This window comes from Celeribacter baekdonensis, from assembly GCF_003047105.1.
In the GTDB taxonomy this organism is placed as follows: domain Bacteria; phylum Pseudomonadota; class Alphaproteobacteria; order Rhodobacterales; family Rhodobacteraceae; genus Celeribacter; species Celeribacter baekdonensis_B.
Genome location: NZ_CP028475.1, coordinates 776,135 through 802,170, shown reverse-complemented (window position 1 = coordinate 802,170; position 26,036 = coordinate 776,135). Strand labels below are relative to the sequence as shown.

The window sequence follows — 26,036 nt, the reverse complement described above, 5'->3', positions numbered from 1 at the left end:
CGCTTATCCCGCCCGCCGGACACGACGCGCCGCGGTTTCGGTTCGGATCGCTTGCACCGAATAGAGCGCCAAAGCGGCCCAGATCAGTGGCATGGCGATGGCGTGCCAATGGGTGAATGGTTCGCCAAAAATCAAAACGGCCAGTCCGAATTGGATCGTGGAGTTCCAATACTGCCCCATGCCGACCACCGTCATCGGCAAACGCCGCGCGGCGGTCGCGAAAAAGATCAAAGGCACGCCGGTGGTCAACCCAGCCGCGATCAAAAGCAGACTGTCGGAAAGGGCATGGCCAAAGGCCCCCGCCGGTTGTGTCGCACTGCCACCCCACCCGAACAGTTCCGCGCCGATCAAATAGGCCAAGGCGATGGGCACCAAAAGCACCACCTCGCCCGTCACCGACAGGATCGGCCCGGCATCGAGGGATTTTTTGATCGCACCGTAGCTGGCAAAGGTGATCGCCAAAGACAGCGCCAACCACGGCAAAGCCCCAAGCCCGATCCCCAAAACGAGCACCGCAAGCGCCGCCAAAACAATGGCCGGGACTTGCAACCCGCGCAGCCGCTCGCGAAAGGCCACCATGCCGATCATCGTGGCGACAAGCGGGAAAACGTAATAGCCAAACGAGGCCTCAAGCGCCTGCCCGGATTGGATCGCATAGATGAACAGCCCCCAATTCACCGAGATCAAAAGAGAGGCTGGAATGACATAGCGCAGCTTTGGCCCGCGCATGAGGGTCAACAACTCGTGCAGACGGCCCTGATAGGCCAAATAGCCGCCAAACAACAGACAGGTCCAAACTGTGCGATGCGCCAGCACTTCGAATGCCGGCACATCTGCCACCGCTTTGTAATAGAGCGGCGACAGACCCCAAAGGGTCTGTGCGAGGATCAGCGAAATGAGGCCTTTTTGGGTGTCGGTCATAGCCCTCAAAGAGCGCGGTTTGGGCGCGATGGCAACGCTCTAAATCCGCACAGGGGGCAGCGGATTCTCGGCAACCTGCCTTGGGTTTATATCCAGAACCGGGCTTACGGCGCGGCGGCGGTCCACCGGCGCTCAAGCGCGCCAAGAAACCGCTTTCGACCATTGCTTGATTCAAAACACGTTTGAGCGGTCTGACTCTCATCACTCGAAATTCTTGCTGCACGCGTACAGGCCACGTCGACATGCGCAATCACGGCGAGGGCCTGTCTTTTGTTCAGGCTCCAGCCAACCGTTTTGGACTGATTTTGCGCCTGGCTCAAAGCGCGCGTCAGCCCTCTTGTGCTGCCCTCCGCCTCAGTGGCATCAAGCTGCTTTTGAGTGGCATAGCGGTCCCTATAGGCTTTGCAGCCCACGCTATTTGACGACGTATTATTTGGTGACGTTTGACACGTCTCGTAAAAAACAGCATCGGTGTAGATCACAATCCCATCGCGATAGGTGGCAGCCCCCCGACGCAACGCAGGTCCATAGCTGTTGAGCTCTTTGTATAAGGACACAAGCGCCGTCGGATTAAGAGCGGCGAGATCCTTGACCTTATCGTCGAGATCCAAATTGATCAGTGCCGATTTTCCAAGAAAGTACAGATCGCTTTGGACCTCGTAACTCAGTGTTTCAAAAGAATAGCCGTCTTTTGGGATTGCTTCGGCGTCAAAGTCCCATGAAGCGTCTGCCGTACTCGCACAGGTTGGCGATGCAGCGGCGGCACTGGTCTGACATTCACCAATCGCCGTGTAGAGATCGGCAAGCGTTCCGTAGAGCGCATTCAATCGCAACAGGGCCGTGTCCGCATCGGTCCCATCCTGCACAGTGTCCAGTGCCAGCGGCGCAATCAAAAGTGTCGCCAAAAGATACCGGTCCGCACGTTGGTGCTGATCCTGGGCGACAATGAACCGATCCGCTTGGCGCGAGACAAAGCCTTCGGAGACGCCAAACTCATCCTTTATTGTTTCACATCCGCTCAAAAACGCACACATCATCCCTGCGACAGGCAGCAGGCCAAGCCGTTTCATAATATGATCCCCCTCAATTTTATCCGTTTACAATTGGGAAGCTCATATCAAGAAACCGTGATTTTTGACGCCACGTAGGCCGTGGATGACCTAAAAACACCGAATTTCTTAGGATCTCAGACGGTTTCGCTTTCTTTTGCGGCAGAAAATTCATGGATCGCCCGCAAAAAAATTTCCGCCCCGATCGGGATCAGAGCGTCGGGGAAATCGAAATCCGGGTTGTGCAATTCTGGTTGATCGACGCCTGAGCCTAAAAACAGCATGGCGGCGGGGATTTCTGTCCCGAACAGGCCAAAATCCTCAGATGGGCGCATCGGGATGGCGCCTTTGACACGCGGCAGGCCTTGCGTCGCAGCCTCCAAAAGAGCCGTGGCAGCGGGCGCGTTGACCGAATGGCTGAACGGGTCATGCACGGTGATCACCGGGGCGAACTCTGCGCCTGCGGACAGGATCAAAGCGCGCGCTTCGGCCTCCAAAGCCTCCATTTCCGAGTTCAACAAAGTGCGCAACGTGACCTGCAACGCCGCCTCGCCGGGGCTGATGCCAAAGGACGGCACGCCAAGGCGGGCATGGGTCACGGTGGCAAGGCGAAAGCGCGGATCTTCTGTTGGCACATCACGCGACAGCGCCGCAAGTGCCGGGATCAACCGCGCCAAAGCCAGCCCCGGAGAGCGGCCATTTTCGGGCCGCGCAGCATGGGAGGTCTGGCCGGTCAACGCGACATGCAGCCCCTTTGAGGCACAGGCCACCGGGCCCTCTTGCAACGCCACAGCGCCCAAAGGCAGTTTCGGCAGGTTGTGCAGCGAAATCGCCATATCAGGCCGCACGGCGGCAAAGTTGGGATCGTCCAAAACCGCCCGCGCCCCCGCGCCGGTTTCCTCGGCGGGTTGAAACAACAAAACCACACGGGTTTCCGGTGTATGGCGCGACAAGGCCGAGGCCACGGCAAACAAGATCGCCATATGGCCATCATGACCGCACAGATGCCCGACGCCGTCGACCTCTGAGCGATGCTCCGGGCCATCGGCCTCTAAAATCGGCAACGCATCGAGTTCAGCCCGGATCATCAGCGTTGTCCCGCCCTGCAAATCTTTCGGCCCAAACACCGCCGCCACGCCCGTACCGCCAAGCCCGGTGGCCACCTCAGCTCCGAGGGCGTGCATCCGCGCCGCGATCCGTTTGGCGGTCTCATATTCGGCCCCCGAGACCTCAGGACAGCGATGCAACTCATGGCGCAGCGCCACGGCCTCGGCCAGCGTGGCGGGATCAAGGGTCCATGCGTTGGGCAATGGGATCATGTCATGCGCTCCTTTGTCGTTGTCGCCTGTGTGACAAACTGCACCGCAACTGTCCACCACGCCGCGACCTCGCCAAAGGCAAAAGGACGCCCCGAGGGACGTCCTTTCCATTCCAATATGATCGCAAAAATCACATCCGGTCGATTAGATGCGGGCGATCACATGCTGGCGATCACATGCGCGACGCAACATTTTCCCAGTTGACCAATTTGTCGAGGAAGTTCGACAGGTAGACCGGGCGTTTGTTGCGGAAGTCGATGTAGTAGGAGTGCTCCCACACATCGCAGCCAAGCAATGCGGTTTGACCAAAGCAAAGCGGGTTCACGCCGTTTTCGGTCTTGGTGACTTTGAGCGCGCCGTCGGTGTCTTTAACCAGCCAAGCCCAACCTGAGCCGAACTGACCTGCGCCCGCCGCGGAGAATTGTTTTTTGAACTCATCGACCGAACCAAAAGCCTCAACAAGCGCTTTCTCAAGCTCGCCCGGCATTTTTTTCTCGCCCGGACCCATCATGTCCCAAAATTGGCTGTGGTTCCAGTGCTGGGACGCGTTGTTGAAGAGGCCGGATTGGGCCACAGCAGAGGCGTCATAGGTGCCTTTGATGATCTCTTCGACAGATTTGCCTTCCCATTCGGTGCCCGCAACCAGCGTGTTGCCGGTGGTCACATAGGCGTTGTGGTGCAGGTCGTGGTGATACTCAAGCGTCTCTTTGGACATGCCGAGATCGGCCAGAGCGTCGTGGGCGTAGGGAAGATCGGGAAGTTCGAATGCCATTGTAGGGCCTCCATTTCAGAAGTTGTGCGTTTCTGTCGGACATATACCTGAGCCGGGAGCGGTCCGGGGTCAAGGGCGAATGTTTGGACTCATTTGCAAAAACCGCGAACACCCGCTGTGGAGCAATGATCAAAGGCACCTAGAATTGCAAATTTCTGGGATTTGGGCTTTCTGCTTGGCCATTCCCCTCAAACACGATATTTTTAATGCCATGACTTGGATTGATTTTCTTATTTTATTTGGCGGCTTGAGCATCGCGGTGACACTCTGGCGGTCCAGAGTGTCGAAGCGCCCCAGAAAGCCCGATGTAAAACCGCCCTCCCAACACACACGCGATCTTCGCGAGGCCCTTACAAAGATCACCTTGTATGGCGCGATGACCCCGTGGTGGCTCACCCCATTCAGCATCTTACGGCACAGCAAACGCAAAGAATGGTGGCAGGACGGCACGCAGCTCCCCAAAGCGCGCCCAACAGGCCCTTGGGACACTGAGGACACTGTGGATGATGACGTGGTGGATATTGTCCCCATCGACTTTGATCTGCGCCCGAACACTGGCGCGCGCAAAGCGCAGCCGCCGCAGGATAAGAACATCCCCTGAGCCATCCGGTCACACCTACGTCATTGGGGGTTTCACGACAGGCAGCAGACGGGTAAAGCTGTGCATCACATCTGCCTTACATGGACCCTGACATGACCTTTTGGATCATCGCCACTGCCATAGCCCTTTTGTCTATCGCTCCCATCGCTCTTGTACTGCGTCGTGGCCGCGGGATGGGGGCGCAAAGCACCTCGACCGCCGAAATCGAAATGAAAGTGTACCGCGACCAACTCAAAGAGGTGGAACGCGATCTGGCGCGTGGTGTGCTTTCCCAAGAGGATGCCAAACGTGCCCGCACCGAAGTGTCGCGCCGGATGCTTGAGGCCGACAAGGAGCACCAAGGCGGCAAAGCCGGTGCGCCCAAAGGCACGCTTTGGGGCGCCATCGCTTTGGCCCTTGCGCTTTTGGCTGGCGGGGTTTGGCTCTATGACGACCTCGGGCAACCGAAGTACGAAGACCTGCCACTCGCGCACAGGATTGCCTTGGCCGACGAAATTCGCGCCACGCGGATGAGCCAGGACGACGCCGAAGCCAAAGTTCCGGCCACCCCGATGGCGCAGCAGGCAGACCAACAATTGATTGATCTCGTGATCAAATTGCGCGCGGCGTTGCAATCACGCCCGGACGAGCTTGAGGGTCACATTTTACTGGCCCGCAACGAGGCCAATATTGGCAATTTCCGCGAAGCCTATCAGGCGCAAAACGAGGTGATCCGCATAAAAGGCGCGGAGGCCACCGCCGAAGACTATGCCCAAATGGCCAATTTGATGATCCTTTCCGCAGGTGGATTTGTGTCGCCTGAGGCCGAAACGGCCCTGTCCAGCGCGCTCAAACGCGATCCAAACAACGGCATCGCGGTGTTTTTCTCCGGCCTGATGTTTGCCCAAAACGACCGCCCGGATATGACCTTTCGTCTCTGGCAGCCGCTGTTGACGCGCTCTGAGCCGACCGATCCATGGGTGCCGCTCATTCGCGAGCAAATCGAAGCCGTGGCGCAGGCTGCGGGCATCCGCTACACCCTGCCACCCGCAAACGATGGTCTGAAAGGCCCCTCAGCAGAGGACATGGAAAACGCCGCTGACATGACGCCGGAAGAGCGTCAAGAGATGATCCGTGGCATGGTCGAAGGCCTGTCTGCACGTCTGGCCAATGAGGGCGGCACGCCGGAAGAATGGGCACGGTTGATTTCCTCGCTGGCGATGCTGGGCGACACCGAGCGCGCCAAAGCGATCTGGGGCGAGGCACAGGTGATCTTTGGTGCCGACCCCGAAAAACTGGCCGTGGTGCGCGCCGGGGCCGAGCGGGCGGGATTTGTCGAATGAGCGCTTTGATCACCGATGATATGGCGGAGTTTAAAGCCACCCTGCCCGTCATGGCCCCATTGGCGGGGTTGGATTTTGGCGACAAAACCATCGGCGTGGCGATCTCGGATCGGCTGCGCTCGGTCGCCTCACCAACCACCACGATCCGACGCAAAAAATTCACCTTGGATGCCGAAGCCCTTTTGGCCCTGTTCAAAGAGCGCGAGGTCGGCGGTATCGTTTTGGGCCTGCCGCGCAATATGGATGGCTCCGAAGGCCCGCGCTGTCAAAAAACCCGCGCCTTTGCCCGCAATTTGGCGCAGTTGACCGATGTTCCGATCACCTTTTGGGACGAGCGCCTGTCGTCTGTCGCCGCGGATCGCGCTATGTTAGAGGCCGATATGTCGCGCGCCAAACGGGCCGAAAAAATCGACCAAGTCGCCGCTGGCGTGATCCTTCAGGGCGCGCTGGACCGGCTTGGGCATTTGTGAGGCTGCGATGACCGACGAGATTTGGCACCGTGACGAGATTGAGAGCCCTTGCACCAAGGTCTGTCAAATCCATCCAGAGACGCGGCTCTGCCTCGGATGTGCGCGCTCGATTGAGGAAATCGGGGATTGGTCACGGCTGACGCCCGAGGCGCGGCGGGTGATCATGGCGGATTTGCCGAACCGCACCCCTGCCCCGACCACGCGTCGTGGCGGCCGCGCCGCACGGCTGAAACGTCAGATCACATAGTTTTAGAGAGTATTTGGACTGCAATGAAGACAGGTTTCATGGCAGCTCAAATACTCAGTCCAAATACTCACCCCATCATCGCCTTGCGCAGCATATTGAGCGCGACGAGGATCAAAAAACCGCCAAACACCCGTTTCAGTGGTTTTGGGTCCATCGCATGGGCAATTTTCGCCCCCAAAGGCGCGGTGATGAGCGTCATTGAAATCACCACCAGAAAGGCCGCAATATTGACGGCCCCGATGGTGAACGGCGGAGTGACCTCAGCCGGGATATCAACAAAGAGAAAACCGATGACCGAGGGGATGGCGATGATGGCACCAAAGCCCGCTGCGGTGGCGACGGCGCGGTGGATCGGCACGCCGTAGAGCGTCATCGTCGGCACGCCAAAAGAGCCGCCGCCAATGCCCATCAACACCGATAAAAACCCGATCAGGGGCGAAATGATCCCCCGCATGATGCCTTTGGGCATCTCGGTGCCCAACCGCCAGGCCGAGTTGCCAAAGGCCATATAAAGCCCGATGAACACGGCCACGCCGCCAAAAATCATCTGAAGCGTGGTGGTGCGCAGGCTTGAGGCGACCAAAACGCCGATGATTGCGCCGATGACAATGCCGGGGGCAAAACTTTTGAGGATCGGCCATTCAACCGCGCCCTTTTTGTGATGCGACAGCACCGAGCGGATCGAGGTGACGATGATGGTGGCCAAAGAGGTCGCCAGACAGATTTGCATCAACTGCGGCGAGCCATAGCCGAGGCCCGCGAAGGCGTAATAAAACGCCGGGACCAAGACGATGCCGCCGCCCACGCCCAATAGCCCGGCCAAAACGCCAGCAAATGCGCCAATCGCGGCGATCAGCACTGCGAAGGGCAACAAGGTTGCAAAATCCATCATCACGGGGTCCCTTATTCTACATTTTTCAACAGGCTTACCGACAGTTTCGCAGATTGACCAGAGCCTCAAAGCGTAGGACACATGCGCAAGGCCTAGGCCAGCTTTTCCCATATTGATCCGCGACCGCGCTCAACTAAGGGCCCGCACCCTCCCGAATGCCCACACCCTCCCGAATGAAGGTCTCCCCATGTCTCCGTTGTTCAAAAGCGCCCTTGTTTTGGGCCTTCTTTCTGCCGTTGGCCCCTTTGCAATCGACATGTTTCTGCCCGCGCTTCCGGCGATTGCGGCGGATTTGCGCGCGGATGTCAGCACCACGCAGGGCACGATTTCATTTTACTTCATGGCCTTTGGCCTGTCGCAACTGATCTATGGCCCCTTGGCCGATCAACTCGGGCGCAAAGTGCCGATTTACATTGGGCTGACCTTGTTCATCATCGGTTCAATCGCGGCCACAGTTGCACCAACAATTGCAGCACTGATCACCGCGCGGATGATCCAAGGCGCAGGCGCGGCCTCGCTGATGGTGATGACCCGTGCGATCATTCGCGACCAATACCGCGGCTATGAGGCGACGCGGTTGATGTCTTTGGTGATGTTGGTGTTCTCTGTTTCGCCGATGTTTGCGCCACTGGCGGGCTCCGGTTTGATCCTCGTCACCGGCTGGCGTGGCGTTTTTGCGGCGATGGGTGTGGCGGGGATTTTGGCCTTTGTCATCACGGCGGTGTTGCAACCCGAAACCTTACCGAAAGACAAACGCGTCAAAGTCAGCCTAAACGCGATGGCGCGCGGGGCCAAAACGTTGTTTCGCGATCCGGTGTTTTTGGGGCTGACCTTTATCGGCGCCTTCTCGATGTCAGCATTTTTCGTGTTCATCGCCTCGGCGTCTTTTGTCTACACTGAGAGTTTCGGGCTGACACCGGCGCAGTTTTCGCTGGCCTTCACCGTCAATGCCATGGGCTTTATCGGCGCGTCACAGATTGCACCGGGGCTGATGCGCAAACATGGGGCGTTGAAAATCATCAGCCTCGGCGTGTTTGGCTATGCCGCCTCGATGTTGGCGCTGTTCACCTTGGTTCTTGTCGGCTTGGGCACGTTCTGGGTCATGGTGGCCGGGCTTGTCGTCACCTTTGCCTTTGTCGGCTTGGTGATACCGACCGCCATGGTCGCCTCGCTGGATGATCACGGCGAGATTGCCGGGCTGGCCTCCTCATTGGGCGGCACATTACAGATGGTCGCGGGCGGGGTGATGACCGCCGCCGCAGGGCCGTTCTTTGACGGAACGCCCCTGCCGATGGTGGGGGCGATGATGGCCTGTTCGCTGATTGCGCTCACGCTTTTGCTGGTGGTCACACCGCGCGCGCGGATGCGGATGAGCCCGTTTTAATCGGCCCCACCCGCGTTTATTTCACCCGAAATCAGGCGTTCAGATCGACCACAACCCGGCCTTTGACCCCACCTTTCAGGATCGACGTCCCCAATGCGGGCAGATCCTCGAGGCTGGCCGGATGGACCATCTCTTCGAGCTTCTCCATCGGCAGGTCGGTGGCGATCCGCGCCCAGGCCCGCAACCGCGCCTCTTTTGGCTGCATCACGCTGTCGATGCCCAAAAGATTCACGCCACGCAACAGAAAGGGGATCACGGAGGTCGGCAAAGCCGCGCCGCCCGCAAGGCCCACAGCGGCCACCGAGGCACCGTATTTCATCTGGCCCAGGACGCGCGCCAACATGTCGCCGCCGACCGCATCGACGCAGCCCGCCCATGTCTCGGCTTCGAGCGGGCGTTTGACGGTTTCGTTGATCTCTTCGCGCGCGACAATTTGACTCGCGCCCAGATCGTGCAGGTAGTCCGCGCTTTCAGGCCGTCCTGTCACGGCGGCGACCTCATAGCCGAGATGGGCGAGGATCGCGGTGGCAACCGATCCGACGCCGCCCGACGCCCCTGTGACCAAAACCGGACCCTGCCCCGGTTTCAACCCGTGGTCCTCCAATGCCATCACCGCCAACATCGCGGTAAAACCCGCCGTGCCGACCGCCATGGCTTGGCGTGTGCTCAGATCTTTCGGCAGCGGCACCAGCCAATCGGATTTGACCCGCGCCTGTTGCGCATAGCCGCCCCAATGCACCTCGCCGACGCGCCAACCGGTCAAAACAACCGGATCGCCGGGTTTGAAATCGGGGCTGTCCGAGCGTGCAACTGTGCCGGCGAAATCAATGCCCGGCACATGGGGATAGGTGCGGACCAAACCGCCGCCTTTGGGCGACAGGCACAGACCGTCTTTGTAATTGAGGGTGGAATAATCGACATTGACCACCACATCGCCCGCAGGCAGCGCGTCCGTGTCGATCTGTTTGATTTGCGCCGTGGCCAGGCCGTCCTCGCCTTGTTCCATCACCAGAGCTTTAAACATATGTCTCTCCCGTCCTGTCGAAATGGTTCGAAGTTGCGCGGCAGGACTTGCCAGATGTCCTTGCAAGCGCCGCTGAGTCTCGCCATAAATGTCTGACAATTAAATCGTGAGCGCAAGTCAAATGTCTGACAATTCAAGACCTCAGCAAAAAACGGCTGAAAAAGACCTGTCCGCCCAAATCGCGCAGGCCATTCGCGATGCGATCCTGTCGGGGGATTTGGTGGCGGATGATCGGTTGCCCTCTGAGGCAGAGCTGTCGGACACTTATGGCGTGTCGCGCCCAACCGTGCGTGAAGCGCTCAAACGGTTGGCAGCGCAAAGCCTGATCCGCACCAAACGCGGCGCGTCCGGCGGGGCATTCGTGCACCGGCTGTCCTATCCCGAGGCTTATAGCCAATTGGCCACCACAGCGACCCTGTTGCTCAGCCTCAATGAGGTGGATTTTGCCACCGCCTGCCGCGCCCGGTTTGCGCTTGAGCGCGGCTGTGCCCCGCTTTCGGCGCACAACCGCAGCGTCGATCATTTGGCGGCGATGCGGGCCGAAATCACCCGTCAATCCCAACCCGGCCTCTCAGACGAAGCCTTTTGCGCCTCAGATGTGGCGTTTCACCGGGCTTTGGTCGATGGTGCCAACAACCCGGTCCTGTCCTGGCATTTGGCGGGAGCTGTAGAGGGGATGCAGCCTTTGATGAATATGATCACCTTTCGCAGCCGCGACCGGGCAGACATTGTGGCGCTGCACACCCAGATCACAGATGCGCTTGAGGCCCGCGACGCGCAGCAACTTGACCAGCTTTTGGACGCGCTTTGCACCCTCACGCTCGGTCAAGCGGCGGCCATCGAGGCTCTGCACGCGCACAGAAATCCCAGCCTCGCCCCTTAATTTGATCAAATTATCAGCAAAGCGATAGAAAAAGCGTGAACCGGCCTACGGTCCCTCTTGCGCATGTCAAACTCCGTGATAGCGTCGATCTTTGAAATTGGTCCATTTAGGGAGACGACCCAATGAACACCTTTAAACTTCTGTGCGCCTCAACGGCCCTTGCCACGCTCGCAGGCGCAGCGTTTGCTGAGGACGCGGATCTGCTTGTGTTTGATTACTCCGGTTTTGAAAACCCCGAATTCCATACCAAATATATTGAGAAAAATGGCGATTTGCCGTCGTTTGCCTTCTTTGGCGAAGAAGACGAAGCGCTGCAAAAACTCGTGTCCGGCTTTAAAGCCGACGTCAGCCACGTCTGTGCCGGTTCGGTGATGAAATGGGTCGAAAGCGGCATTCTTGAAGCCTGGGACACCACGAAGATCCCGGATTACGCGGATCTCGACAGCAACCTGTTGGGCGCAGATACGGCCGCGGCCACGTCTTATTTCATCCCGACCGATTTCGGCTCGACCGCTATCGCCTATAATACCGAAGACGTGCCCGCCGAAGATGTTGCCTCGCTTCAGGTTTTCAAAAACCCGAAATACGAAGGCCGCATGACCCTGCCGGACAATGTCGATGACGCATATGCGCTGGCCTATCTGGCAACCGGCACGACCAATTGGCAAAACGCCACGGATGAGCAATTCGAAGCCGCCTCTGACTGGCTGCGCGAAGTGCACCCGAACCTGCGCACCTATTGGACCGATCCCGGCGAATTGGCCCAGCTTTTGGCAACTGGCGAAGTTTTGGTGGCTTGGGCCTGGAACGAAACCTACCCGACCATGGTCGAAGAGGAGTTCCCGATCGGCTTTCAACGCCAAGCCACCGAAGGCTCCTCGTTGTGGCTGTGCGGCTATGTGAACCTCAAAGACGCTCCCGGTTCGGAAGACAAAGCCTATGATTATATCAACAGCTTCTTGGATGTCTCCAACGCAGCCCCTTTGATGGAGGCGGGTTACGGCACGCCAAACCTGAAAGGCCTTGCCACTTTGGGCGATGACACCTTGGTCGATGCCGGTCTTGAACCGATCGAGGCCCCGATCTTGGCCCAATTGCCGATGCCCATTGAACTGCGCGAAAAGCAATCCGAGGCCTTTGAGAAAATCAAAGCCGGGTTCTAAGCCAGTCTTTCATTGACGCCACGAAACGCCGCCCCCTATGGGCGGCGTTTTGCCGATCTGAGAAGAACACAATCGACAGTTTGAACCAAATGCCCGATCGTAGCGCCTATGCGCAATCGTTTGGTTTTTATCGTTTTTCTTAGTCTCACCCTGGCCGGTCTCGGTGTGAAACAGCTTTCTCCTGCTGCGACATCCATTGTCCTTGCGACGCTTTCCGACCTCAGCCCAGCCCCCCTTGATTCTGAATCGCAAACCCGCCCTTCTGATCCTTGGTCCTCCGCACTGATCACAGCAGCCCGTGCCCAGATCGGTGTCACCACGCGCTATAACGGCGCCTATGTGCGGCTGTCCTATCCCAATGGTGATGTGGCGCCCGAAACAGGGGTGTGTACCGATGTTATCATCCGTGCTCTACGTGTGGCCCATGGTCTCGACCTCCAACAAAGCGTCCACGAAGACATGTCCCACGCCTTTTCCGCCTATCCGGCGCTGTGGGGATTGAGCCGCCCCGATGCCAATATCGACCACCGCCGGGTGCCAAATCTACGCCGGTATTTCGAACGCCATGACCAGTCGCTGCCGATCAGCGACCGAGCGGCGGACTACCAGCCCGGTGATCTGGTCACTTGGCTCTTGGCTCCCGGCAAACCGCATATCGGCATTGTCTCGGATCGGATGGATGCGCAAACGGGAGAGCCCTTGATCCTGCACAACGTCGGCGCAGGCACACGTGAACAGAGATTTCTCTTTGTCTATCCGATTACCGGCCATTACCGCCTGAGCTCCGATCAATCGAGCACTTGAAACGGCGGGCCGCATCGCCTATCTGTAGCCTGTTCCTTCGGGAACTATGGACATAAACGCGCTCGTAATACGCGGATCGGACCCGGGGGCGGTACCCGGCGTCTCCACCATACACCCATCGGTTTGGACCTTCATTTGAGGCCTTGGCGATTTGGATCATGGGGACGAAATAGGATCGACGGACGTCTAAAGGGGTTTGCTTTGTTTCGGTGAGTTACCACCGTTATCGGTACACTAAAGCTAGTTGCAAATGACAACAAAGCTCCGATGGCTCTCGCAGCGTAAGCTGTGCGAAATATCGAAAATTAAGCCCTTAGGTTTAGCGACTTAAGGCGGGGTTCGCAGGTACCTGGCAACAGAAACCTGCACTTTCCCCTTTGTTTTGGACAAGTCACTTGACGTTAGGTCAAGCCATAAACCCGTCGGGATTTAAACCAATCCTTTAGAGTTTTTGCCCATAGTTTTTTAAGGTCATGGACAGAGGCGGACGAAAAAATGAACGGCGTTGAACTGCTCAAAGCATGGTATGAACGGGTCTGGGTTCAGGGCGATTTATCCGCCATTGACGACTATTTCGACATCTCTGGTGCCGCCTCCGGGTTGATGAGCGATCTGGCCGCCGAGCTTGAGGATTTTCGCGTCCTCGTCCCCGCTGTGCTTTATGCGTTGCGCGATGTGTCCTGTGACATTCTTGATTCGATGGAACAGGACGATCGGGCCTGGGTCCGAATGCGGCTGAACGCAAAACGCGCGATGGACATGAAACCCGTCTCTATTTCAGGTCAGGTGATGATCCGCACCAAGGATGGCAAAATCTGCGAAGCCTATAACAACTTTGATTTTGTCAGCTATTTTGAACAAATGGGTAACCTGCCACCCGACACGGTGGCGCTCTGCCTTGCGGGTGAATCTTTGAGCTAAGCCTTCGATGCACCACGCGCAAAATACGATTTTTCTTGCCTTACGCAAAATTTGATCAAAAGTGATCTCGCCGGGCCCTTTGCCCTGCCTCAACTCAATGCCCGCCCTATGTCGAAACGCAGAGCCCCACCCGGTCGCTGTCGTCGGACAGGCCGGTCCATCCGAGGCAGATCATCGCCTGTCCGGCGTCTTTCCATAGGTGATCCATGACCAAATTCTTTGCTCTTCCACTGGCACTTGCAACGCTTGCGTCCCTGTCCTTGCCCCTGAGCGCACAGGACGCGCCGCTGCCGAAACTCGGGCCAAACGCGACCCCCGTCACACAGGCCACGGACTATCTGCGCCAAGCACCCGCGCCTGATTACTGGGCCTTCTCGCCCTATGTTAAAATGCAATTCACCACCTCCGCCTGCTCGGTTGCCGCCATCACAGGCGCGGTCAACGGGCTTTCTGGCCTGCCCGCCAATGCCGAAGACACGGTGATGACCCAACCCGACCTGTTGGAGCGCGTCGGCGATGCCCATTGGTCGGACATCTCCGCCGAGGGCGGCGATGGTGTGACCTTTGCCGAACTTGAAACCTATGCCGGTGAGGCGCTCATAGCGGCCGGTCTCGACAGCTATACAGTCAGTTCCTTTAAACCCACCGATGCCTCAGATGCCACACTCGCCACCGTGCGCGCGTGGTTGACGCTGAATGAGCAAAGCGCCGAAGACGCGATGATGGTCTATTTCAACCAAGGCGTCGTCACCGGCGACTGGGACGGCCCGCATGTCTCCGTGATCGGCGCCTATGACGCCACCAAGGACGAGGTGTTGATCCTGGAGGTCGATCAGGAATGGTACATCCCCTATTGGACCTCGGTGCCGGTCTTGGTTGAGGCGATGGTGAAACCGACCTCGGCGGAGCATGGCGTGCTTGAGGGCGAAACCGGCGGTTTGGTGCGCCTCTCTTTGGCGAATTGACGCACGACCCCTTGACCCAGAGGCAGGGGCGTTTACCAAAGGCGCGCCGGACATGTGGCCCGGACAAACGTGAGCGCTCAGATGACGCCCCTGCCCCCGATACCCTTGCCCCCGGCACCCCTGCCCGACTTTCTCAAAACCTTCGCCCGCATTGGCCTATTGTCCTTTGGCGGACCAGCAGCACAAATCGCAGTGATGCACCGCGAAGTGGTCGAAAGCCGCGATTGGATGGACGAGGACGGGTTTCTCAGCGCGCTGTCCTTTTGCATGATGTTGCCCGGTCCCGAAGCGATGCAGCTTGCCACCTATTGCGGCTGGCGTTTGCGCGGCGTGCCCGGCGGCGTCATCGCGGGACTGTTTTTTGTCCTCCCCGGCGCGTTGGTCATGTTGGTGCTGGCCGCCCTTTACGCCCAATTCGGCCACCTGCCCCTCTCTGAAGCGCTGTTTTTAGGCGTCAAAGCCACAGTGACCCTGATCGTGCTGCAAGCCCTGTTTCGTTTGGGGAAAAAGGCTTTGGGGCGGCCGGATCGTTGGGCTTTGGCGGTGATGTCTTTCGTGATGATTGCGGTGTTTGCCGTGCCGTTCCCGGTGATCGTCTTTGCGGCCGCGCTCGTCGGAGCGCTCACCGCTGCCCCCGCAGAGGTCCAACCCCACGCCGCACCCAAAGCCCACCATCTCCCCCGCACGCTCCTCGTATGGGGCGCGCTGTGGGCCGCGCCCTTGCTTGCCCTTTGGGCCACGGGCCAAGAGCGGCTTTTGGCGATCGGGTTGTTTTTCTCGCGCCTTGCCGTGGTGACCTTTGGCGGTGCCTATGCGGTGTTGGCCTATATGAGCCAAGAGGTGGTGAACACCCAAGGCTGGCTCACGCCCGAGGCCATGCTTGACGGTTTGGGACTGGCCGAAACCACGCCGGGACCGCTGATTTTGGTGACCGAGTTCGTCGGCTATATGGCGGCCACCCCTTTGGGCCTGTGGGGCGGCGTGATCGGCGCGGCTTTGACGCTTTGGGTCACCTTTGTGCCCTGTTTTCTCTGGATTTTCGCCGGAGCACCGTACATCGGCTGGATCAGCACCCGCCCGCGGCTCTCCGGCGCGCTCAAGGCGATCACCGCCGCCGTGGTGGGCGTTATCGCCTCGCTGTCTTGGTGGTTCACCCTGCATGTGCTCTTTGCCCAAACCACCCGGATAGAGGCCGGTCCTGTGCGCCTTGATCTACCGATGCTGCAGAGCCTTGATCTCAAGGCCCTCGCCCTTATGGCACTGGCGGCGGTTTTGCTCTTTGCGCTCAAACGCGGATTGATGACAGTGCTGGCCCTTGTGGCACTTGCGGGGCTCGCGTTTCATATTGTCCTTTGATGACCTCTTTCCTTAGCCGCAGAATCTCGTATGCTGCACCACAGGAGACACAGAAAGGATGCACAGATGGCCAAAACCATCGACTACGGGAACCTCATGCATGACGCGATGCGTGGTCTGATCCGTAAGGTGCTTGACGGCGTGGCCAAAGATGGCCTGCCGGGGGATCATCATTTCTTTATCACCTTCGACACCATGCACCCGGATGTGGAACTGGCCGATTGGCTCTCGGATCGTTATCCCGAGGAAATGACCATCGTCATTCAGCATTGGTTCGACAATCTTGACGTCACCGATGATGGCGTGGCGATCACATTGAATTTCGGAGACAGCCCGGAGCCTTTGTACATTCCCTATGACGCGATCCGCACCTTTGTGGACCCCTCCGTGGAATTCGGCCTGCGCTTTGAGACCCAAGATTACGATGTCGAAGAGATGGACGGTGACGAGATCCCGCATGACGCCGAAGTCAAAAGCTTTGAGCGCAAGGAAGAGACCGACACATCAGACGCCACAGCGGATGGGCCGAAAGAGGCGGAAATCGTCTCGCTCGACAAGTTTCGCAAATGAGAGAGGGGCCCGCGCGGCCCCTTTTTAACAGGCCCCTTTTAACTGGCCCTCATTTAACGACCACGAAACAGCTTCGTGAATTTTGCGTAACACGCACAGCTCTCCCCTTGTCAGATCACGCGCCTATCGGCACTGCTATCTCAGCGTCACGCCAGAGGAGAGCCGATATGCCGCGCGATTTTGCTGTTTTCCTAGGAGAGATGATCCGCAACCCTGACGATGTGCGCGCGATTGCGCCCTCCTCCTCGGCGATGGCGCGGGTCATGGCGGCAGGGCTTGAGCAGAGTGAGGGGCCTATCGTTGAAATCGGGCCGGGCACCGGCGTGTTCACCCGCGCGATTTTGGAACGCGGCGTGGCCCCTGAGCGGCTCACCCTGTTTGAACTGAACGCCCGGTTCTGCGACGATCTGCGCCGCAAATTCCCCGGTGTTCAGGTGCTCAACCGCTCCGCCACCGAAATCCATCACGTTCTGCCCGCCAATGTCGGCGCGGTTTTGTCCGGCGTGCCGTTGCTCAACCGCCCCGAGCTACAGGACGGCATCCTTGCCTCGGTCTTTGCCTGCCTGCGTCCGGGCGGCGTCTTTACCCAATTCACCTATGCGTTCAGCTCTCCGATTGACCCGGCAATGCAGCGCCAACATGGCATCACCGCACGCAAAAAGGGCACGATCTGGGCCAATTTGCCGCCCGCGCGGGTGTTTGAATACACGCGTCAGCCGATTTAGACGCACAGGCGGCCACCCCGGCGATCTTTTAGCGCTACCATGGAGATGTATGCGTCCGTATACATTGCATGAGCCCCCCTGAGCGCGTATAGCCAAGGCAATATTTGGCATTGCACCAAGGGAGATCCCCCCATGTCCACCCCCGTGACCACCACCCGCACCGAAACTGATAGCTTTGGCCCGCTCGAAGTTCCTTCCGACAAATATTGGGGCGCGCAAACCCAGCGCTCGATCCTGAACTTTCCGATCGGTTGGGAACGTCAGCCGGTGCCGATCATCCGCGCGCTGGGCGTGGTCAAAAAGGCCTGCGCGATGGAAAACATGGCCCAAGGCAATCTGGCCAAAGAGTTGGGCGATGCGATTGTCGCCGCAGCGACCGAGGTGATCGACGGCAAATTCGACGACAACTTCCCGCTCGTGGTGTGGCAAACCGGGTCCGGCACCCAGTCCAACATGAACGCCAACGAAGTGATCTCGAACCGTGCGATTGAGATGCTCGGCGGCGAAATGGGGTCGAAAAAGCCGGTTCACCCGAACGATCATTGCAACATGGGTCAGTCTTCGAATGATACATTCCCGACCGCGATGCATGTCGGCATCGGCATGCAGGCGCGTGATGTGTTGCTGCCGGGTCTGACCAAATTGGCCGAAGCGCTTGACGTCAAAGCCGACGCCTTTAAAGACATCATCAAAATCGGTCGCACCCATACTCAGGACGCCACCCCGCTGACATTGGGTCAGGAATTCTCTGGCTATGCGCATCAGGTCCGCATGGGCATCAAGCGCGTCGAGATGTGCCTGCCCGCGATTTATGAGCTGGCACAGGGCGGCACCGCCGTGGGCACCGGGCTCAACACCCAAAAAGGCTGGGCCGAAGCTGTGGCGAAAAACATGGCCGAGATCACTGGCCTGCCCTTCGTGACCGCGCCGAACAAATTCGAAGCGCTCGCGGCCCATGACGCCATGGTGATGTTCTCAGGTGCGCTCAAAACCGTCGCCGCCTCGCTGTTCAAAATCGCCAACGACATCCGCCTTTTGGGATCCGGCCCGCGCTGTGGTTTGGGCGAATTGATCCTGCCAGAAAACGAGCCGGGGTCTTCGATTATGCCGGGCAAGGTCAACCCGACCCAAGCCGAAGCGCTGACCATGGTCTGCGCCCATGTCATGGGCAATGACGCCGCAGTGGGCTTTGCTGGCAGCCAAGGTCATTTCGAGCTCAACGTCTACAACCCGATGATGTCCTATAACGTCTTGCAATCCATGCAGCTTTTGGGTGACAGCGCCTCCGCCTTTACCGACAACATGGTGGTGGGCATCGAAGCCAACGAACCGCGCATCGAGAAACTCTTGCATGAGAGCTTGATGTTGGTCACCGCTTTGGCCCCGACCATCGGCTATGACAACGCCACCAAAGTTGCCAAAACCGCGCATAAAAATGGCACCACATTGAAAGAAGAAGCCATCGCTTTGGGCTTTGTCGATGAGGCCACCTTTGACGCCGTGGTCCGCCCGGAACAGATGATCGGCCCGAAAGACTAACCCCTCTCCTCACCAAAGGACTGTGACAAAGGGCGGCCTCTGGTCGCCCTTTTTGCCTGTCACGGCGACGGAACCCCGAAGGCCCCACGTATTGACCTCACCGACAGGAGGTCAAATATGATACGTCTCACAACGCTCGCCCTTGCCATGCTGTGCGCCACACAGCTCCAGGCTCAGGATTTGAAACGCGCAGATCCAAACCGTCCAACGGATTTGATCGCTGCTGATTTGGGCATTCCAGAACAGGTGTTCGTCACCTGTTTCATGAACGTTGCCCCGGACGTCGATCACGCACCCACTGCTGCGCGCCAGCACGACAACAAGGCGATCCTTTTGCCCTGTTTGCAACGCGAGAATGCAGCGATCACCAACGACAGGTTAGATGCTGTGATGGATCACTATCGACCAGAAGGCCCGATCCAAAACTGATCCCAGCGCGCCACGGAGATGATCCTCGGTGCTCAACCGCCCCCGACATCCACACCAGCCGTTTCGTAACGCGGGGGGGCGCGCCCCAGTGACAGTGTTTTCCTGAGGGACGCCCCTCCCCCAACGCTGTGCGCATTTTACGAGAGACCCGTTTAGATATGTTATTTTCGCATAGGTGATGCGAAAAAGTCATAGCATGCAAGAATAACAATATTTAAATGAACGTATTGTTTCGCCTTGACCCGCATCAAGGTAATTTTCCGCCTGTGATCTATAATGATGACATCGTCCAACACGGCAAGGGCAGACTTCGCGCCCCAAAGCCATTGGACATAATGTGACAGGGGGAGGACATCATGACATACTTTGCCACATCCAAAAAATCGAAACTTATGAGTGCATTGTCTGTTTTGGCATTGAGTGCGGCTTTGGTTGGAACCACGGCCTATGTAATGAGTGTAGATGTTGTGACACCTGCTTATGCCGCCGAAGACGAGGGCGACGGGGGGCAAAAAGGCCCAAACGCTGGCTCTGGTAGCGGCGGTGAAGAAGGTCATGGTGGCCAATCCACCGGAGCACAGGGGTCTGGCCAAGGTGGGCCGGGCGACGCATCTGATGGTTCAGGTCCGCGTGCCAATCAAGACAGTTCCAACGCAGGGGCTGGTGGGCCGGTTTGGGCCGACGAAGGCATCCCAGAGGTTGAAATTGGCCGTCTGAATGTCGCCCGTTCCCCCGAACATGTGTTGGATCGGGCGCTCACCGAAGCGCTTGCCGAATTGTCGGGCGACGCGGTTGAATTCTACAATCTGAGCCTCGAAGACATGATCACCGAGCTGTCCCTCAACTGGGATGACACTGTGATCATCGACAGCCCGCTGCAAAGTCTGGCCTTGTTTCAGGCCTATCTCGAAGGGCAAGCTCCCTTGGCCGCCAGCGGCGTGAGCAACGATATCAATACGATTTTGGCCGCGCTTTTGGGGATCGCCTCCGATAAAACTGTCCCGATTTCGACGGATACGGTGATCGCTGTCACGACCATTCTCGGCGTGCCGATGAGTGCGGCCGAGGCCGCCGCCCTTGCGGCCGATGCCGAGGCCATTCGCATCGCGGTACTGGCAGGACACGGTTAAGCCCTGCCCGTTTTATCTCCACACAGCGCTAAGGCGAGGCCCCACTGGGGCCTCCCGCACCAGTGGCTTTTGCCCCTCAGAGTACAGATAAAAACAAACGGAGCCCCTATGAAACCGTCCGCGCACATCTCCCGCCTTGCACCGCTCGCTTTGAGTGTGACGGTGCTCGCCATGCTTTCCGCGCCTCTGGCCGCGGCCCCCGACAACCTGCCCGGTGCAGGCCTTGCCAGTGTCACCTACGGCCCCTATCTGCGTGCCGAATTGGGCATGGCCACCACGGATATCACCGATGGATCGTGGCAACCCCATGGCTACCCGACTGATCCGCAAGTCAATTTTGACCTAAGCGGCCAAGATGGCGGCTTTGGTGCTGTGGCAATAGGCTTTGATTGGATGAATGGCTATCGTTTCGATCTGGGCGTGGCCTTTTCCGAGTCGATGAACGTCACTGGCCCCTGCGCCTCGGCATCCGATGGGTCGGATTGCGCCAGTCACGCCGACATCACCTCGGCCTCGCTGAACACCAACGCCTTGATGGGCAGTCTCTATTATTCGCCGCTTGAGGCGGCTGGCAAAAACACCACCTTCAACCCCTTTGTCGTGGTCGGCCTTGGTCTTGCCAACAACAAAGTTGGCGACTGGACCCGGACCAATGACAGCCTGGTGACCGGGGTCAATCGCAGCTTTGAGGGCGACAGTTCGACCAGCCTTGCCTATTCCGTAGGCTTTGGTGCCAGTTGGCAGCTCACCAGACCCGGCCAATGGCCCGTCATCCTGGAGGCCAGCTATCGCTACTATAATTTCGGCACGGCCCAAGGTGGCAGCACCCCGATTGATGGCGGCGAATCCCCGGTCACCCCGCTGAAATTCGACGTCGAAAATCAGGTTGTGAGCATTGGCGTGCGCGTGCCACTCCAACGCATGTAAACCGATCTCAGCTCAAGACATGAGCCCCGTCTCTCCATCGCGCTGGACGGGGCTTTCGCATCGCATCTTGGCGCTGGCCCGCGTATGGGATAGATTGCCGCCATGAGCACCGATCACACCGTCACCAATCTCAATCAGTTTCGCAAGGCCAAGGCCCGCGCGGACAAGCGTGCATTGGCCGATGAAAATGCGGTCAAATTCGGTCGCAGCAAGGCGCAAAAGACGCTGGAACAGGCGCAAGCCGCCAAAGCCAAGGCCGTTTTGGACGCTCATAAGAAAGACGACAGATGAGCGCGCGTCCGGTCAAGCGCTCGTTGACGCTGCACGGTCACCGCACCTCTGTCTCGCTCGAAGACGCGTTTTGGCGCGCCTTTCGCGCCATTGCCAAAGAGCGCGATCTACCGATCAATGTGCTGGCCGCCGAGATTGATGAAACCCGCGGCGTGGACAGTGGTCTGGCCTCCGCGATCCGGGTCTATGTCTTGGATTACACTCAGAAAAAACTGCTTTAGAACAAGCCCCATGTCGGCGACTGAGACGCCAGTGCCAAGCGCAGGGATTTGCGCGCGGGCCCCTGTTTCAGACGGCCGTCCAAAACCGCGCTTGGGTCTTTTGCCGCTTGCCGCAGGATCGGCAACATCATCACCGCGTCGATCATTGGCGCGCGTGCGGATTTGCTGAGCTTGCTCAACTGCTGCGCGCCCCAACGGGCCTGTTCCAACGTGGCTTTTGCCAATGTCGCCACCGCCTCTGGCCGACCATCGAGCAACGGCACCCGGCCCGCGTCAACAAGCGCCGGGATCGCCATGAAATACCGTGCCAAAGCCCCGCCCTGACCCAGACTGTTGAGCGGCTTTGAGACCGCATCCGGCGCCCCCAAAAGCCGCGCCGCAATATGCAGCGGGATCGTGTAGGTCGCGTGGAGATAACGGTACAACGCCGCCGCGTCTTCATGCGGATCGCGGTAAATATCCCATTGCCGCGCCGTCACCGTGGCGTCCAGCGCCTCAGCGGACGCCACGTCCAACACGGCGGCCAAAGGCGCGGCCACCTCATGGGCGCGCGGAGCTTTGCCTTCGGTTTTCTCGGTCAACACGTCACGCCAAAATTGCAGGCGCATCTCCGCGATCATGCTTTCTTTCGTCACCCAGGGCGCTTTCGCGACCTCCAGACAAAAGGCATGGATCGGAAACAACACCTCGCGCGCGGCCACAGGCGCGGCCATGGTGGCGCGGAACCGGTCTTCGTCGCCCTTTTGGACGATCTCAGCGCAGGCTTGTACGGACATTATTTCGCTCTCATTCTGCGCCGAGCGCCTGCGCGCCATCGCGCGTCAATTTCCACAGCACCGCATCCAAAAGCGCCTCAAAAGACGCGTCGATGATGTTCGACGACACGCCGACCGTCGACCAACGCCGCCCCAATGTGTCCTCGTGATCAATGATCACGCGGGTGCGTGCCTCTGTGCCGCCATTGGTAATTCTGACTTTAAAATCAACCAGTTCCATGTCGGAAATCAAGTCTGAATACGGTCCTAAATCCTTAACCAGGGCTTTCGAGAGCGCGTTGACCGGGCCGCCGTCGGAGCCATCCGCCATGATGCCCTCAGACACCGACAAATGCCGCTCGCCCGCGATATTGACCACCACCGTGACCTCGGACAGGTGGATGACCCGGCCTTTGGCGTCCTTGCGACGTTCGACCGTGGCGCGGTAGCGCTCGACCTCAAAAAACGCAGGCATCAGACCCAATTCGCGCCGCGCTTCCAATTCAAACGAGGCCTGCGCGGTGTCATAAGAATACCCTTCCGACTCGCGCTCTTTGATCCGGTCCAAAATCCGCCCCAGATCGGCCTTTTCCGACACATCCAGTCCCATATCTGCCAAGCGCGAGCGCAGGTTGGATTGCCCCGCCTGATTGGACATCGGCACGATCCGGGCATTGCCCACGGTCTCCGGCGGGATGTGTTCATAGGTGGTTGGGTCTTTGAGAATGGCAGAGGCGTGAAGACCCGCTTTGTGGGCAAAGGCAGAGGCGCCCACATAGGGCGAGCTGCGCAAAGGCACCCGGTTGAGGATGTCGTCGAGCATGCGCGACACCTTGACCAGATCACTCAGCGCGGCCTCAGACACCCCGGTGTCGAGCGTCGACCTATACGGTTCTTTCAGCAAAAATGTCGGAATCAACGTGGTCAGATTGGCATTGCCGCAGCGTTCGCCCAGACCATTCAACGTGCCCTGCACCTGACGCGCCCCGGCATTGACCGCCGCCAAAGAATTGGCCACCGCATTGCCGGTGTCATCATGGGTGTGGATGCCCAAATGGGTGCCGGGAATGCCGGATTCGATGACCTTCAACGTGATCCGATAGACCTCACCCGGCAACGTGCCACCGTTGGTGTCACAAAGCACGATCCAGCGCGCGCCATTGTCATAGGCGGCCTTGAGACAGGTCAGCGCATAGTCGGGATTGGCCTTAAAGCCATCAAAGAAATGTTCGGCGTCAAACAGCGCCTCACGGCCCTCTTTCACCAGATGGGCAAAGGATTTGGCGATGTTGTCAACGTTTTCATCGAGCGTGATGCCGAGCGCCGTTGTGACGTGAAAATCATGGGTCTTGCCGACCAGACAGACGGCTTTGGTGCCCGCGTTGAGCACGCCCGCGAGCACCTCATCATTCTCCGCCGATCGCCCGGCGCGTTTGGTCATGCCAAAGGCAAGAAACGTGGCGCGGGTTTTGGGCGGATTGGCGAAAAATTCGCTGTCGGTCGGGTTGGCACCGGGCCAGCCGCCCTCGATATAATCAACGCCAAGATGGTCGAGCGCTTCCGCGATCATGTGCTTTTCCGGTGTGGAAAATTGCACGCCTTGGGTTTGCTGGCCGTCTCTGAGCGTTGTGTCGAAGAGGTAGAGGCGGTCTTTTTGAGGCGCGGTCATAAGAGCCCCCCCATTTCTGTTTCGCTCGGCGGGAACCGCCGGGCTGCGCCTGCCTGCCCCCCGGCAGGCGCATTTTGCGCCCACCCAGGCAGGCGCAGCCCTCAACGTTTAGAACAAACCTCACAGCAATCCCTCCAATTTGGACGGATCAAAGTTCGGTCCGGGTTCAAGCTCAACACCTGTTTTCGACATCCGCACTTCGACACCTGCGTTGAGGAGCGCGGTTTTCATTGCGTCCACGGCGGAGAAGTCTTTGGTGTCCATAGCGGTGGCGCGGAGAGCGAAGAGGGCGTCGGCATACGAAGAAAGATCAACTGAAGAAACCTCCCATCCCCCTAAATCAGATGTAAGTAGGCCAAGTAGATTTGCTGAAGCTAGGAATGCACTTGCCATTTCGGCGCTACTTTCGAACTCCCCTAGAAAATTCGTGCCGCCAACGGAAGCCAGTTCCAAACGCGAATGCAGATTCATCAATTCGGTAAGGGCTTTGGACGTATTTAGATCGTCAGCTAGCGCATCGACGATAGTTTCTAATGGCTGGGATGGAACAACACCTGAAGTTCCTTTACGCCAATTTTTCAATGTCTCCCACGCCTGCTCCGCCTTTTCCGCCGTCCAATCCATCGGCTTACGGTAATGGGTGCTTAAAAACACAAACCGGATCACTTCGCCCGGCACCCCCGGCATTCCGTCATGGCCATCCAACAAATCCCGCACGGTGAAGAAATTGCCCAAGGATTTGGACATTTTCTTGCCCTCGACCTGCAACATTTCGTTGTGCAGCCAGTAGGTCGCGAACCCTGCCCCATCATGCTCGTGACCATGGGCGCAGCAGCTTTGGGCAATTTCGTTTTCGTGATGCGGGAACATCAAATCATTGCCGCCGCCGTGGATGTCAAAACTCTCGCCCAAGAGATCATAAGACATAGCGGAACATTCGATGTGCCACCCCGGACGACCATACCCCCAAGGGCTGTCCCATCCCGGTTGATCCTCTGAGGACGGCTTCCATAGGACAAAATCCATCGGATCGCGTTTGTTATCCGCCACTTCGACACGCGCACCGGCAATCATGTCATCGACAGACCGGCCCGACAAAGCGCCGTATTTCTCATAGGAGTTGACCGAGAACAGCACATGCCCCGCCCCGTCCGAATAGGCGTGGCCCTTTGCGATCAGCGTCTCGATCATCGCGATCATCTGCGGGATATACTCGGTCGCCCGCGGCATCTCATTTGGGTCCATCGCCCCAACGGCGCGCATATCATCAAGATACCACTGCGTCGTCTCGTCGGTGATCTCGCGGATCGAGCGACCGCTCGCCTCGGCCCGTGCGTTGATCTTGTCATCCACGTCGGTGAAGTTGCGCACATAGGTGACATGATCGGCGCCGTAAACATGGCGCAACAGCCGATAGAGCACATCGAACACGATCACAGGCCGCGCATTGCCAATATGAGCGCGGTCATAAACCGTCGGCCCACAGACATACATCCGCACATTGTCGGCATCAATCGGCGTGAAAACCTCTTTTTTGCGGGTTTTCGTGTTGGTCAGCTTGATCACGGTCATAAGCGCTCCTCAGGGCCATCCCCGCGGGCTTATCAGCTTACTTTTTGAGAGAAAAGAGACCGACCCCGCGTAACTTTCGTTAGCAGATAATGCAGCAAATAATGATGGTGCAAAT

At 58.4% G+C, this 26,036-nt stretch carries 28 protein-coding genes and 1 other RNA gene; 20 read left to right on the top strand and 9 right to left on the bottom strand.

What is annotated here, in order from left to right:
• Positions 1–3: 3 nt before the first annotated feature.
• The 4 genes from rarD to DA792_RS07400 form a co-directional block, all read right to left on the bottom strand.
• Positions 4–921 carry an EamA family transporter RarD gene (gene rarD / locus DA792_RS07415; RefSeq protein ID WP_107719392.1) on the bottom strand — a complete coding sequence of 306 codons (918 nt, stop codon included), beginning with the start codon at positions 919–921 and terminating at the stop codon, positions 4–6.
• A 104-nt stretch (positions 922–1,025) separates the two neighbouring features.
• The gene (locus DA792_RS07410) at positions 1,026–1,991 is read right to left on the bottom strand and encodes a hypothetical protein (RefSeq protein WP_107719391.1); all 966 of its coding nucleotides are present in this window, start codon (positions 1,989–1,991) and stop codon (positions 1,026–1,028) included.
• A gap of 116 nt (positions 1,992–2,107) precedes the next feature.
• Positions 2,108–3,289, bottom strand: a complete 1,182-nt coding sequence (locus tag DA792_RS07405) for an amidohydrolase (RefSeq protein WP_107719390.1) — start codon at positions 3,287–3,289, stop codon at positions 2,108–2,110.
• A 172-nt stretch (positions 3,290–3,461) separates the two neighbouring features.
• Positions 3,462–4,061, bottom strand: a complete 600-nt coding sequence (locus DA792_RS07400; protein ID WP_107719389.1) for a superoxide dismutase — start codon at positions 4,059–4,061, stop codon at positions 3,462–3,464.
• A gap of 280 nt (positions 4,062–4,341) precedes the next feature.
• Here DA792_RS07400 and DA792_RS22180 point away from each other — a divergent pair, with 280 nt between their 5' ends.
• The 4 genes from DA792_RS22180 (at position 4,342) to DA792_RS07380 (ending at position 6,701) form a co-directional block, all read left to right on the top strand.
• Complete coding sequence (locus tag DA792_RS22180) at positions 4,342–4,662, top strand: hypothetical protein (RefSeq protein WP_159075193.1); 321 nt, start codon at positions 4,342–4,344, stop codon at positions 4,660–4,662.
• Between the two features lie 92 nt (positions 4,663–4,754).
• Entirely contained in the window at positions 4,755–5,984 is a 1,230-nt protein-coding gene (gene ccmI / locus DA792_RS07390; RefSeq protein WP_107722604.1) for a c-type cytochrome biogenesis protein CcmI, read from the top strand.
• Positions 5,981–6,454: a Holliday junction resolvase RuvX gene (gene ruvX / locus DA792_RS07385; protein WP_439099384.1), complete on the top strand. Its 474-nt coding sequence runs from the start codon at positions 5,981–5,983 to the stop codon at positions 6,452–6,454. The genes ccmI and ruvX overlap by 4 nt, the downstream gene beginning before the upstream one ends.
• A gap of 7 nt (positions 6,455–6,461) precedes the next feature.
• Positions 6,462–6,701: a DUF1289 domain-containing protein gene (locus DA792_RS07380; protein WP_107719387.1), complete on the top strand. Its 240-nt coding sequence runs from the start codon at positions 6,462–6,464 to the stop codon at positions 6,699–6,701.
• Positions 6,702–6,768: 67 nt separating this feature from the next.
• Here the strand turns inward: DA792_RS07380 and DA792_RS07375 are convergent, their stop codons facing one another.
• Positions 6,769–7,593: a sulfite exporter TauE/SafE family protein gene (locus DA792_RS07375; protein WP_107719386.1), complete on the bottom strand. Its 825-nt coding sequence runs from the start codon at positions 7,591–7,593 to the stop codon at positions 6,769–6,771.
• Positions 7,594–7,780: 187 nt separating this feature from the next.
• Between DA792_RS07375 and DA792_RS07370 the strand changes: the two genes are divergently transcribed.
• The gene (locus DA792_RS07370; RefSeq protein ID WP_107719385.1) at positions 7,781–8,977 is read left to right on the top strand and encodes a multidrug effflux MFS transporter; all 1,197 of its coding nucleotides are present in this window, start codon (positions 7,781–7,783) and stop codon (positions 8,975–8,977) included.
• 31 nt (positions 8,978–9,008) lie between these two features.
• Here DA792_RS07370 and DA792_RS07365 read toward each other — a convergent pair whose 3' ends face one another.
• Positions 9,009–10,001 carry an MDR family oxidoreductase gene (locus DA792_RS07365; protein WP_107719384.1) on the bottom strand — a complete coding sequence of 331 codons (993 nt, stop codon included), beginning with the start codon at positions 9,999–10,001 and terminating at the stop codon, positions 9,009–9,011.
• 121 nt (positions 10,002–10,122) lie between these two features.
• Between DA792_RS07365 and DA792_RS07360 the strand changes: the two genes are divergently transcribed.
• The 15 genes from DA792_RS07360 to DA792_RS07290 all read left to right on the top strand — a co-directional run bounded on the left by DA792_RS07360 (position 10,123) and on the right by DA792_RS07290 (position 21,925).
• Positions 10,123–10,884 carry a FadR/GntR family transcriptional regulator gene (locus DA792_RS07360; RefSeq protein WP_107719383.1) on the top strand — a complete coding sequence of 254 codons (762 nt, stop codon included), beginning with the start codon at positions 10,123–10,125 and terminating at the stop codon, positions 10,882–10,884.
• 122 nt (positions 10,885–11,006) lie between these two features.
• A complete protein-coding gene (locus DA792_RS07355; RefSeq protein ID WP_107719382.1) occupies positions 11,007–12,047 on the top strand; it encodes an extracellular solute-binding protein in 1,041 nt (346 codons plus the stop codon).
• A 165-nt stretch (positions 12,048–12,212) separates the two neighbouring features.
• A complete protein-coding gene (locus tag DA792_RS07350) occupies positions 12,213–12,851 on the top strand; it encodes a DUF1287 domain-containing protein (protein ID WP_199908134.1) in 639 nt (212 codons plus the stop codon).
• Positions 12,844–13,221, top strand: a transfer-messenger RNA (tmRNA) gene (gene ssrA, locus DA792_RS07345). The genes DA792_RS07350 and ssrA overlap by 8 nt, the downstream gene beginning before the upstream one ends.
• A gap of 125 nt (positions 13,222–13,346) precedes the next feature.
• Complete coding sequence (locus DA792_RS07340; protein ID WP_107719381.1) at positions 13,347–13,772, top strand: nuclear transport factor 2 family protein; 426 nt, start codon at positions 13,347–13,349, stop codon at positions 13,770–13,772.
• Between the two features lie 206 nt (positions 13,773–13,978).
• Positions 13,979–14,737: a phytochelatin synthase family protein gene (locus tag DA792_RS07335; protein ID WP_107719380.1), complete on the top strand. Its 759-nt coding sequence runs from the start codon at positions 13,979–13,981 to the stop codon at positions 14,735–14,737.
• A gap of 81 nt (positions 14,738–14,818) precedes the next feature.
• Entirely contained in the window at positions 14,819–16,093 is a 1,275-nt protein-coding gene (gene chrA, locus DA792_RS07330; protein ID WP_107719379.1) for a chromate efflux transporter, read from the top strand.
• A gap of 66 nt (positions 16,094–16,159) precedes the next feature.
• Positions 16,160–16,663 (top strand): SspB family protein, encoded by a 504-nt coding sequence (locus tag DA792_RS07325; protein ID WP_107719378.1) that lies wholly within the window; start codon positions 16,160–16,162, stop codon positions 16,661–16,663.
• Between the two features lie 167 nt (positions 16,664–16,830).
• Positions 16,831–17,388 carry a class I SAM-dependent methyltransferase gene (locus DA792_RS07320; RefSeq protein WP_107719377.1) on the top strand — a complete coding sequence of 186 codons (558 nt, stop codon included), beginning with the start codon at positions 16,831–16,833 and terminating at the stop codon, positions 17,386–17,388.
• A gap of 144 nt (positions 17,389–17,532) precedes the next feature.
• Entirely contained in the window at positions 17,533–18,927 is a 1,395-nt protein-coding gene (gene fumC / locus DA792_RS07315) for a class II fumarate hydratase (RefSeq protein ID WP_107722602.1), read from the top strand.
• A gap of 117 nt (positions 18,928–19,044) precedes the next feature.
• The gene (locus tag DA792_RS07310) at positions 19,045–19,356 is read left to right on the top strand and encodes a hypothetical protein (RefSeq protein WP_217621089.1); all 312 of its coding nucleotides are present in this window, start codon (positions 19,045–19,047) and stop codon (positions 19,354–19,356) included.
• 356 nt (positions 19,357–19,712) lie between these two features.
• The gene (locus tag DA792_RS07305) at positions 19,713–20,486 is read left to right on the top strand and encodes a hypothetical protein (RefSeq protein ID WP_107719376.1); all 774 of its coding nucleotides are present in this window, start codon (positions 19,713–19,715) and stop codon (positions 20,484–20,486) included.
• A gap of 108 nt (positions 20,487–20,594) precedes the next feature.
• Positions 20,595–21,413 carry an outer membrane protein gene (locus tag DA792_RS07300; protein ID WP_107719375.1) on the top strand — a complete coding sequence of 273 codons (819 nt, stop codon included), beginning with the start codon at positions 20,595–20,597 and terminating at the stop codon, positions 21,411–21,413.
• A gap of 102 nt (positions 21,414–21,515) precedes the next feature.
• Positions 21,516–21,704: a DUF4169 family protein gene (locus DA792_RS07295; protein WP_107719374.1), complete on the top strand. Its 189-nt coding sequence runs from the start codon at positions 21,516–21,518 to the stop codon at positions 21,702–21,704.
• On the top strand, positions 21,701–21,925 hold the full coding sequence (locus tag DA792_RS07290) for a ribbon-helix-helix domain-containing protein (RefSeq protein WP_009571198.1): 225 nt from the start codon (positions 21,701–21,703) through the stop codon (positions 21,923–21,925). Before DA792_RS07295 ends, DA792_RS07290 begins: the two co-directional genes overlap by 4 nt.
• Here DA792_RS07290 and DA792_RS07285 read toward each other — a convergent pair.
• The 3 genes from DA792_RS07285 to cysS all read right to left on the bottom strand — a co-directional run bounded on the left by DA792_RS07285 (position 21,922) and on the right by cysS (position 25,921).
• A complete protein-coding gene (locus DA792_RS07285; protein ID WP_107719373.1) occupies positions 21,922–22,701 on the bottom strand; it encodes a squalene/phytoene synthase family protein in 780 nt (259 codons plus the stop codon). The genes DA792_RS07290 and DA792_RS07285 overlap by 4 nt on opposite strands.
• Positions 22,702–22,711: 10 nt before the next feature.
• On the bottom strand, positions 22,712–24,349 hold the full coding sequence (cimA, locus tag DA792_RS07280; protein ID WP_107719372.1) for a citramalate synthase: 1,638 nt from the start codon (positions 24,347–24,349) through the stop codon (positions 22,712–22,714).
• A gap of 120 nt (positions 24,350–24,469) precedes the next feature.
• Positions 24,470–25,921, bottom strand: coding sequence for a cysteine--tRNA ligase (cysS, locus tag DA792_RS07275; RefSeq protein ID WP_107719371.1), 1,452 nt, complete (start codon positions 25,919–25,921; stop codon positions 24,470–24,472).
• Positions 25,922–26,036 lie beyond the last annotated feature (115 nt).

Excerpts from the sequence above, each read along its gene's own strand:
- rarD (WP_107719392.1), bottom strand. The coding sequence starts at position 921 with ATGACCGACACCCAAAAAGGCCTCATTTCGCTGATCCTCGCACAGACC.
- DA792_RS07410 (WP_107719391.1), bottom strand. The coding sequence starts at position 1,991 with ATGAAACGGCTTGGCCTGCTGCCTGTCGCAGGGATGATGTGTGCGTTT.
- DA792_RS07405 (WP_107719390.1), bottom strand. The coding sequence starts at position 3,289 with ATGATCCCATTGCCCAACGCATGGACCCTTGATCCCGCCACGCTGGCC.
- DA792_RS07400 (WP_107719389.1), bottom strand. The coding sequence starts at position 4,061 with ATGGCATTCGAACTTCCCGATCTTCCCTACGCCCACGACGCTCTGGCC.
- ccmI (WP_107722604.1), top strand. The coding sequence starts at position 4,755 with ATGACCTTTTGGATCATCGCCACTGCCATAGCCCTTTTGTCTATCGCT.
- ruvX (WP_439099384.1), top strand. The coding sequence starts at position 5,981 with ATGAGCGCTTTGATCACCGATGATATGGCGGAGTTTAAAGCCACCCTG.
- DA792_RS07380 (WP_107719387.1), top strand. The coding sequence starts at position 6,462 with ATGACCGACGAGATTTGGCACCGTGACGAGATTGAGAGCCCTTGCACC.
- DA792_RS07375 (WP_107719386.1), bottom strand. The coding sequence starts at position 7,593 with ATGATGGATTTTGCAACCTTGTTGCCCTTCGCAGTGCTGATCGCCGCG.
- DA792_RS07370 (WP_107719385.1), top strand. The coding sequence starts at position 7,781 with ATGTCTCCGTTGTTCAAAAGCGCCCTTGTTTTGGGCCTTCTTTCTGCC.
- DA792_RS07365 (WP_107719384.1), bottom strand. The coding sequence starts at position 10,001 with ATGTTTAAAGCTCTGGTGATGGAACAAGGCGAGGACGGCCTGGCCACG.
- DA792_RS07360 (WP_107719383.1), top strand. The coding sequence starts at position 10,123 with ATGTCTGACAATTCAAGACCTCAGCAAAAAACGGCTGAAAAAGACCTG.
- DA792_RS07355 (WP_107719382.1), top strand. The coding sequence starts at position 11,007 with ATGAACACCTTTAAACTTCTGTGCGCCTCAACGGCCCTTGCCACGCTC.
- DA792_RS07340 (WP_107719381.1), top strand. The coding sequence starts at position 13,347 with ATGAACGGCGTTGAACTGCTCAAAGCATGGTATGAACGGGTCTGGGTT.
- DA792_RS07335 (WP_107719380.1), top strand. The coding sequence starts at position 13,979 with ATGACCAAATTCTTTGCTCTTCCACTGGCACTTGCAACGCTTGCGTCC.
- chrA (WP_107719379.1), top strand. The coding sequence starts at position 14,819 with ATGACGCCCCTGCCCCCGATACCCTTGCCCCCGGCACCCCTGCCCGAC.
- DA792_RS07325 (WP_107719378.1), top strand. The coding sequence starts at position 16,160 with ATGGCCAAAACCATCGACTACGGGAACCTCATGCATGACGCGATGCGT.
- DA792_RS07320 (WP_107719377.1), top strand. The coding sequence starts at position 16,831 with ATGCCGCGCGATTTTGCTGTTTTCCTAGGAGAGATGATCCGCAACCCT.
- DA792_RS07310 (WP_217621089.1), top strand. The coding sequence starts at position 19,045 with ATGATACGTCTCACAACGCTCGCCCTTGCCATGCTGTGCGCCACACAG.
- DA792_RS07305 (WP_107719376.1), top strand. The coding sequence starts at position 19,713 with ATGACATACTTTGCCACATCCAAAAAATCGAAACTTATGAGTGCATTG.
- DA792_RS07300 (WP_107719375.1), top strand. The coding sequence starts at position 20,595 with ATGAAACCGTCCGCGCACATCTCCCGCCTTGCACCGCTCGCTTTGAGT.
- DA792_RS07295 (WP_107719374.1), top strand. The coding sequence starts at position 21,516 with ATGAGCACCGATCACACCGTCACCAATCTCAATCAGTTTCGCAAGGCC.
- DA792_RS07290 (WP_009571198.1), top strand. The coding sequence starts at position 21,701 with ATGAGCGCGCGTCCGGTCAAGCGCTCGTTGACGCTGCACGGTCACCGC.
- DA792_RS07285 (WP_107719373.1), bottom strand. The coding sequence starts at position 22,701 with ATGTCCGTACAAGCCTGCGCTGAGATCGTCCAAAAGGGCGACGAAGAC.
- cimA (WP_107719372.1), bottom strand. The coding sequence starts at position 24,349 with ATGACCGCGCCTCAAAAAGACCGCCTCTACCTCTTCGACACAACGCTC.
- cysS (WP_107719371.1), bottom strand. The coding sequence starts at position 25,921 with ATGACCGTGATCAAGCTGACCAACACGAAAACCCGCAAAAAAGAGGTT.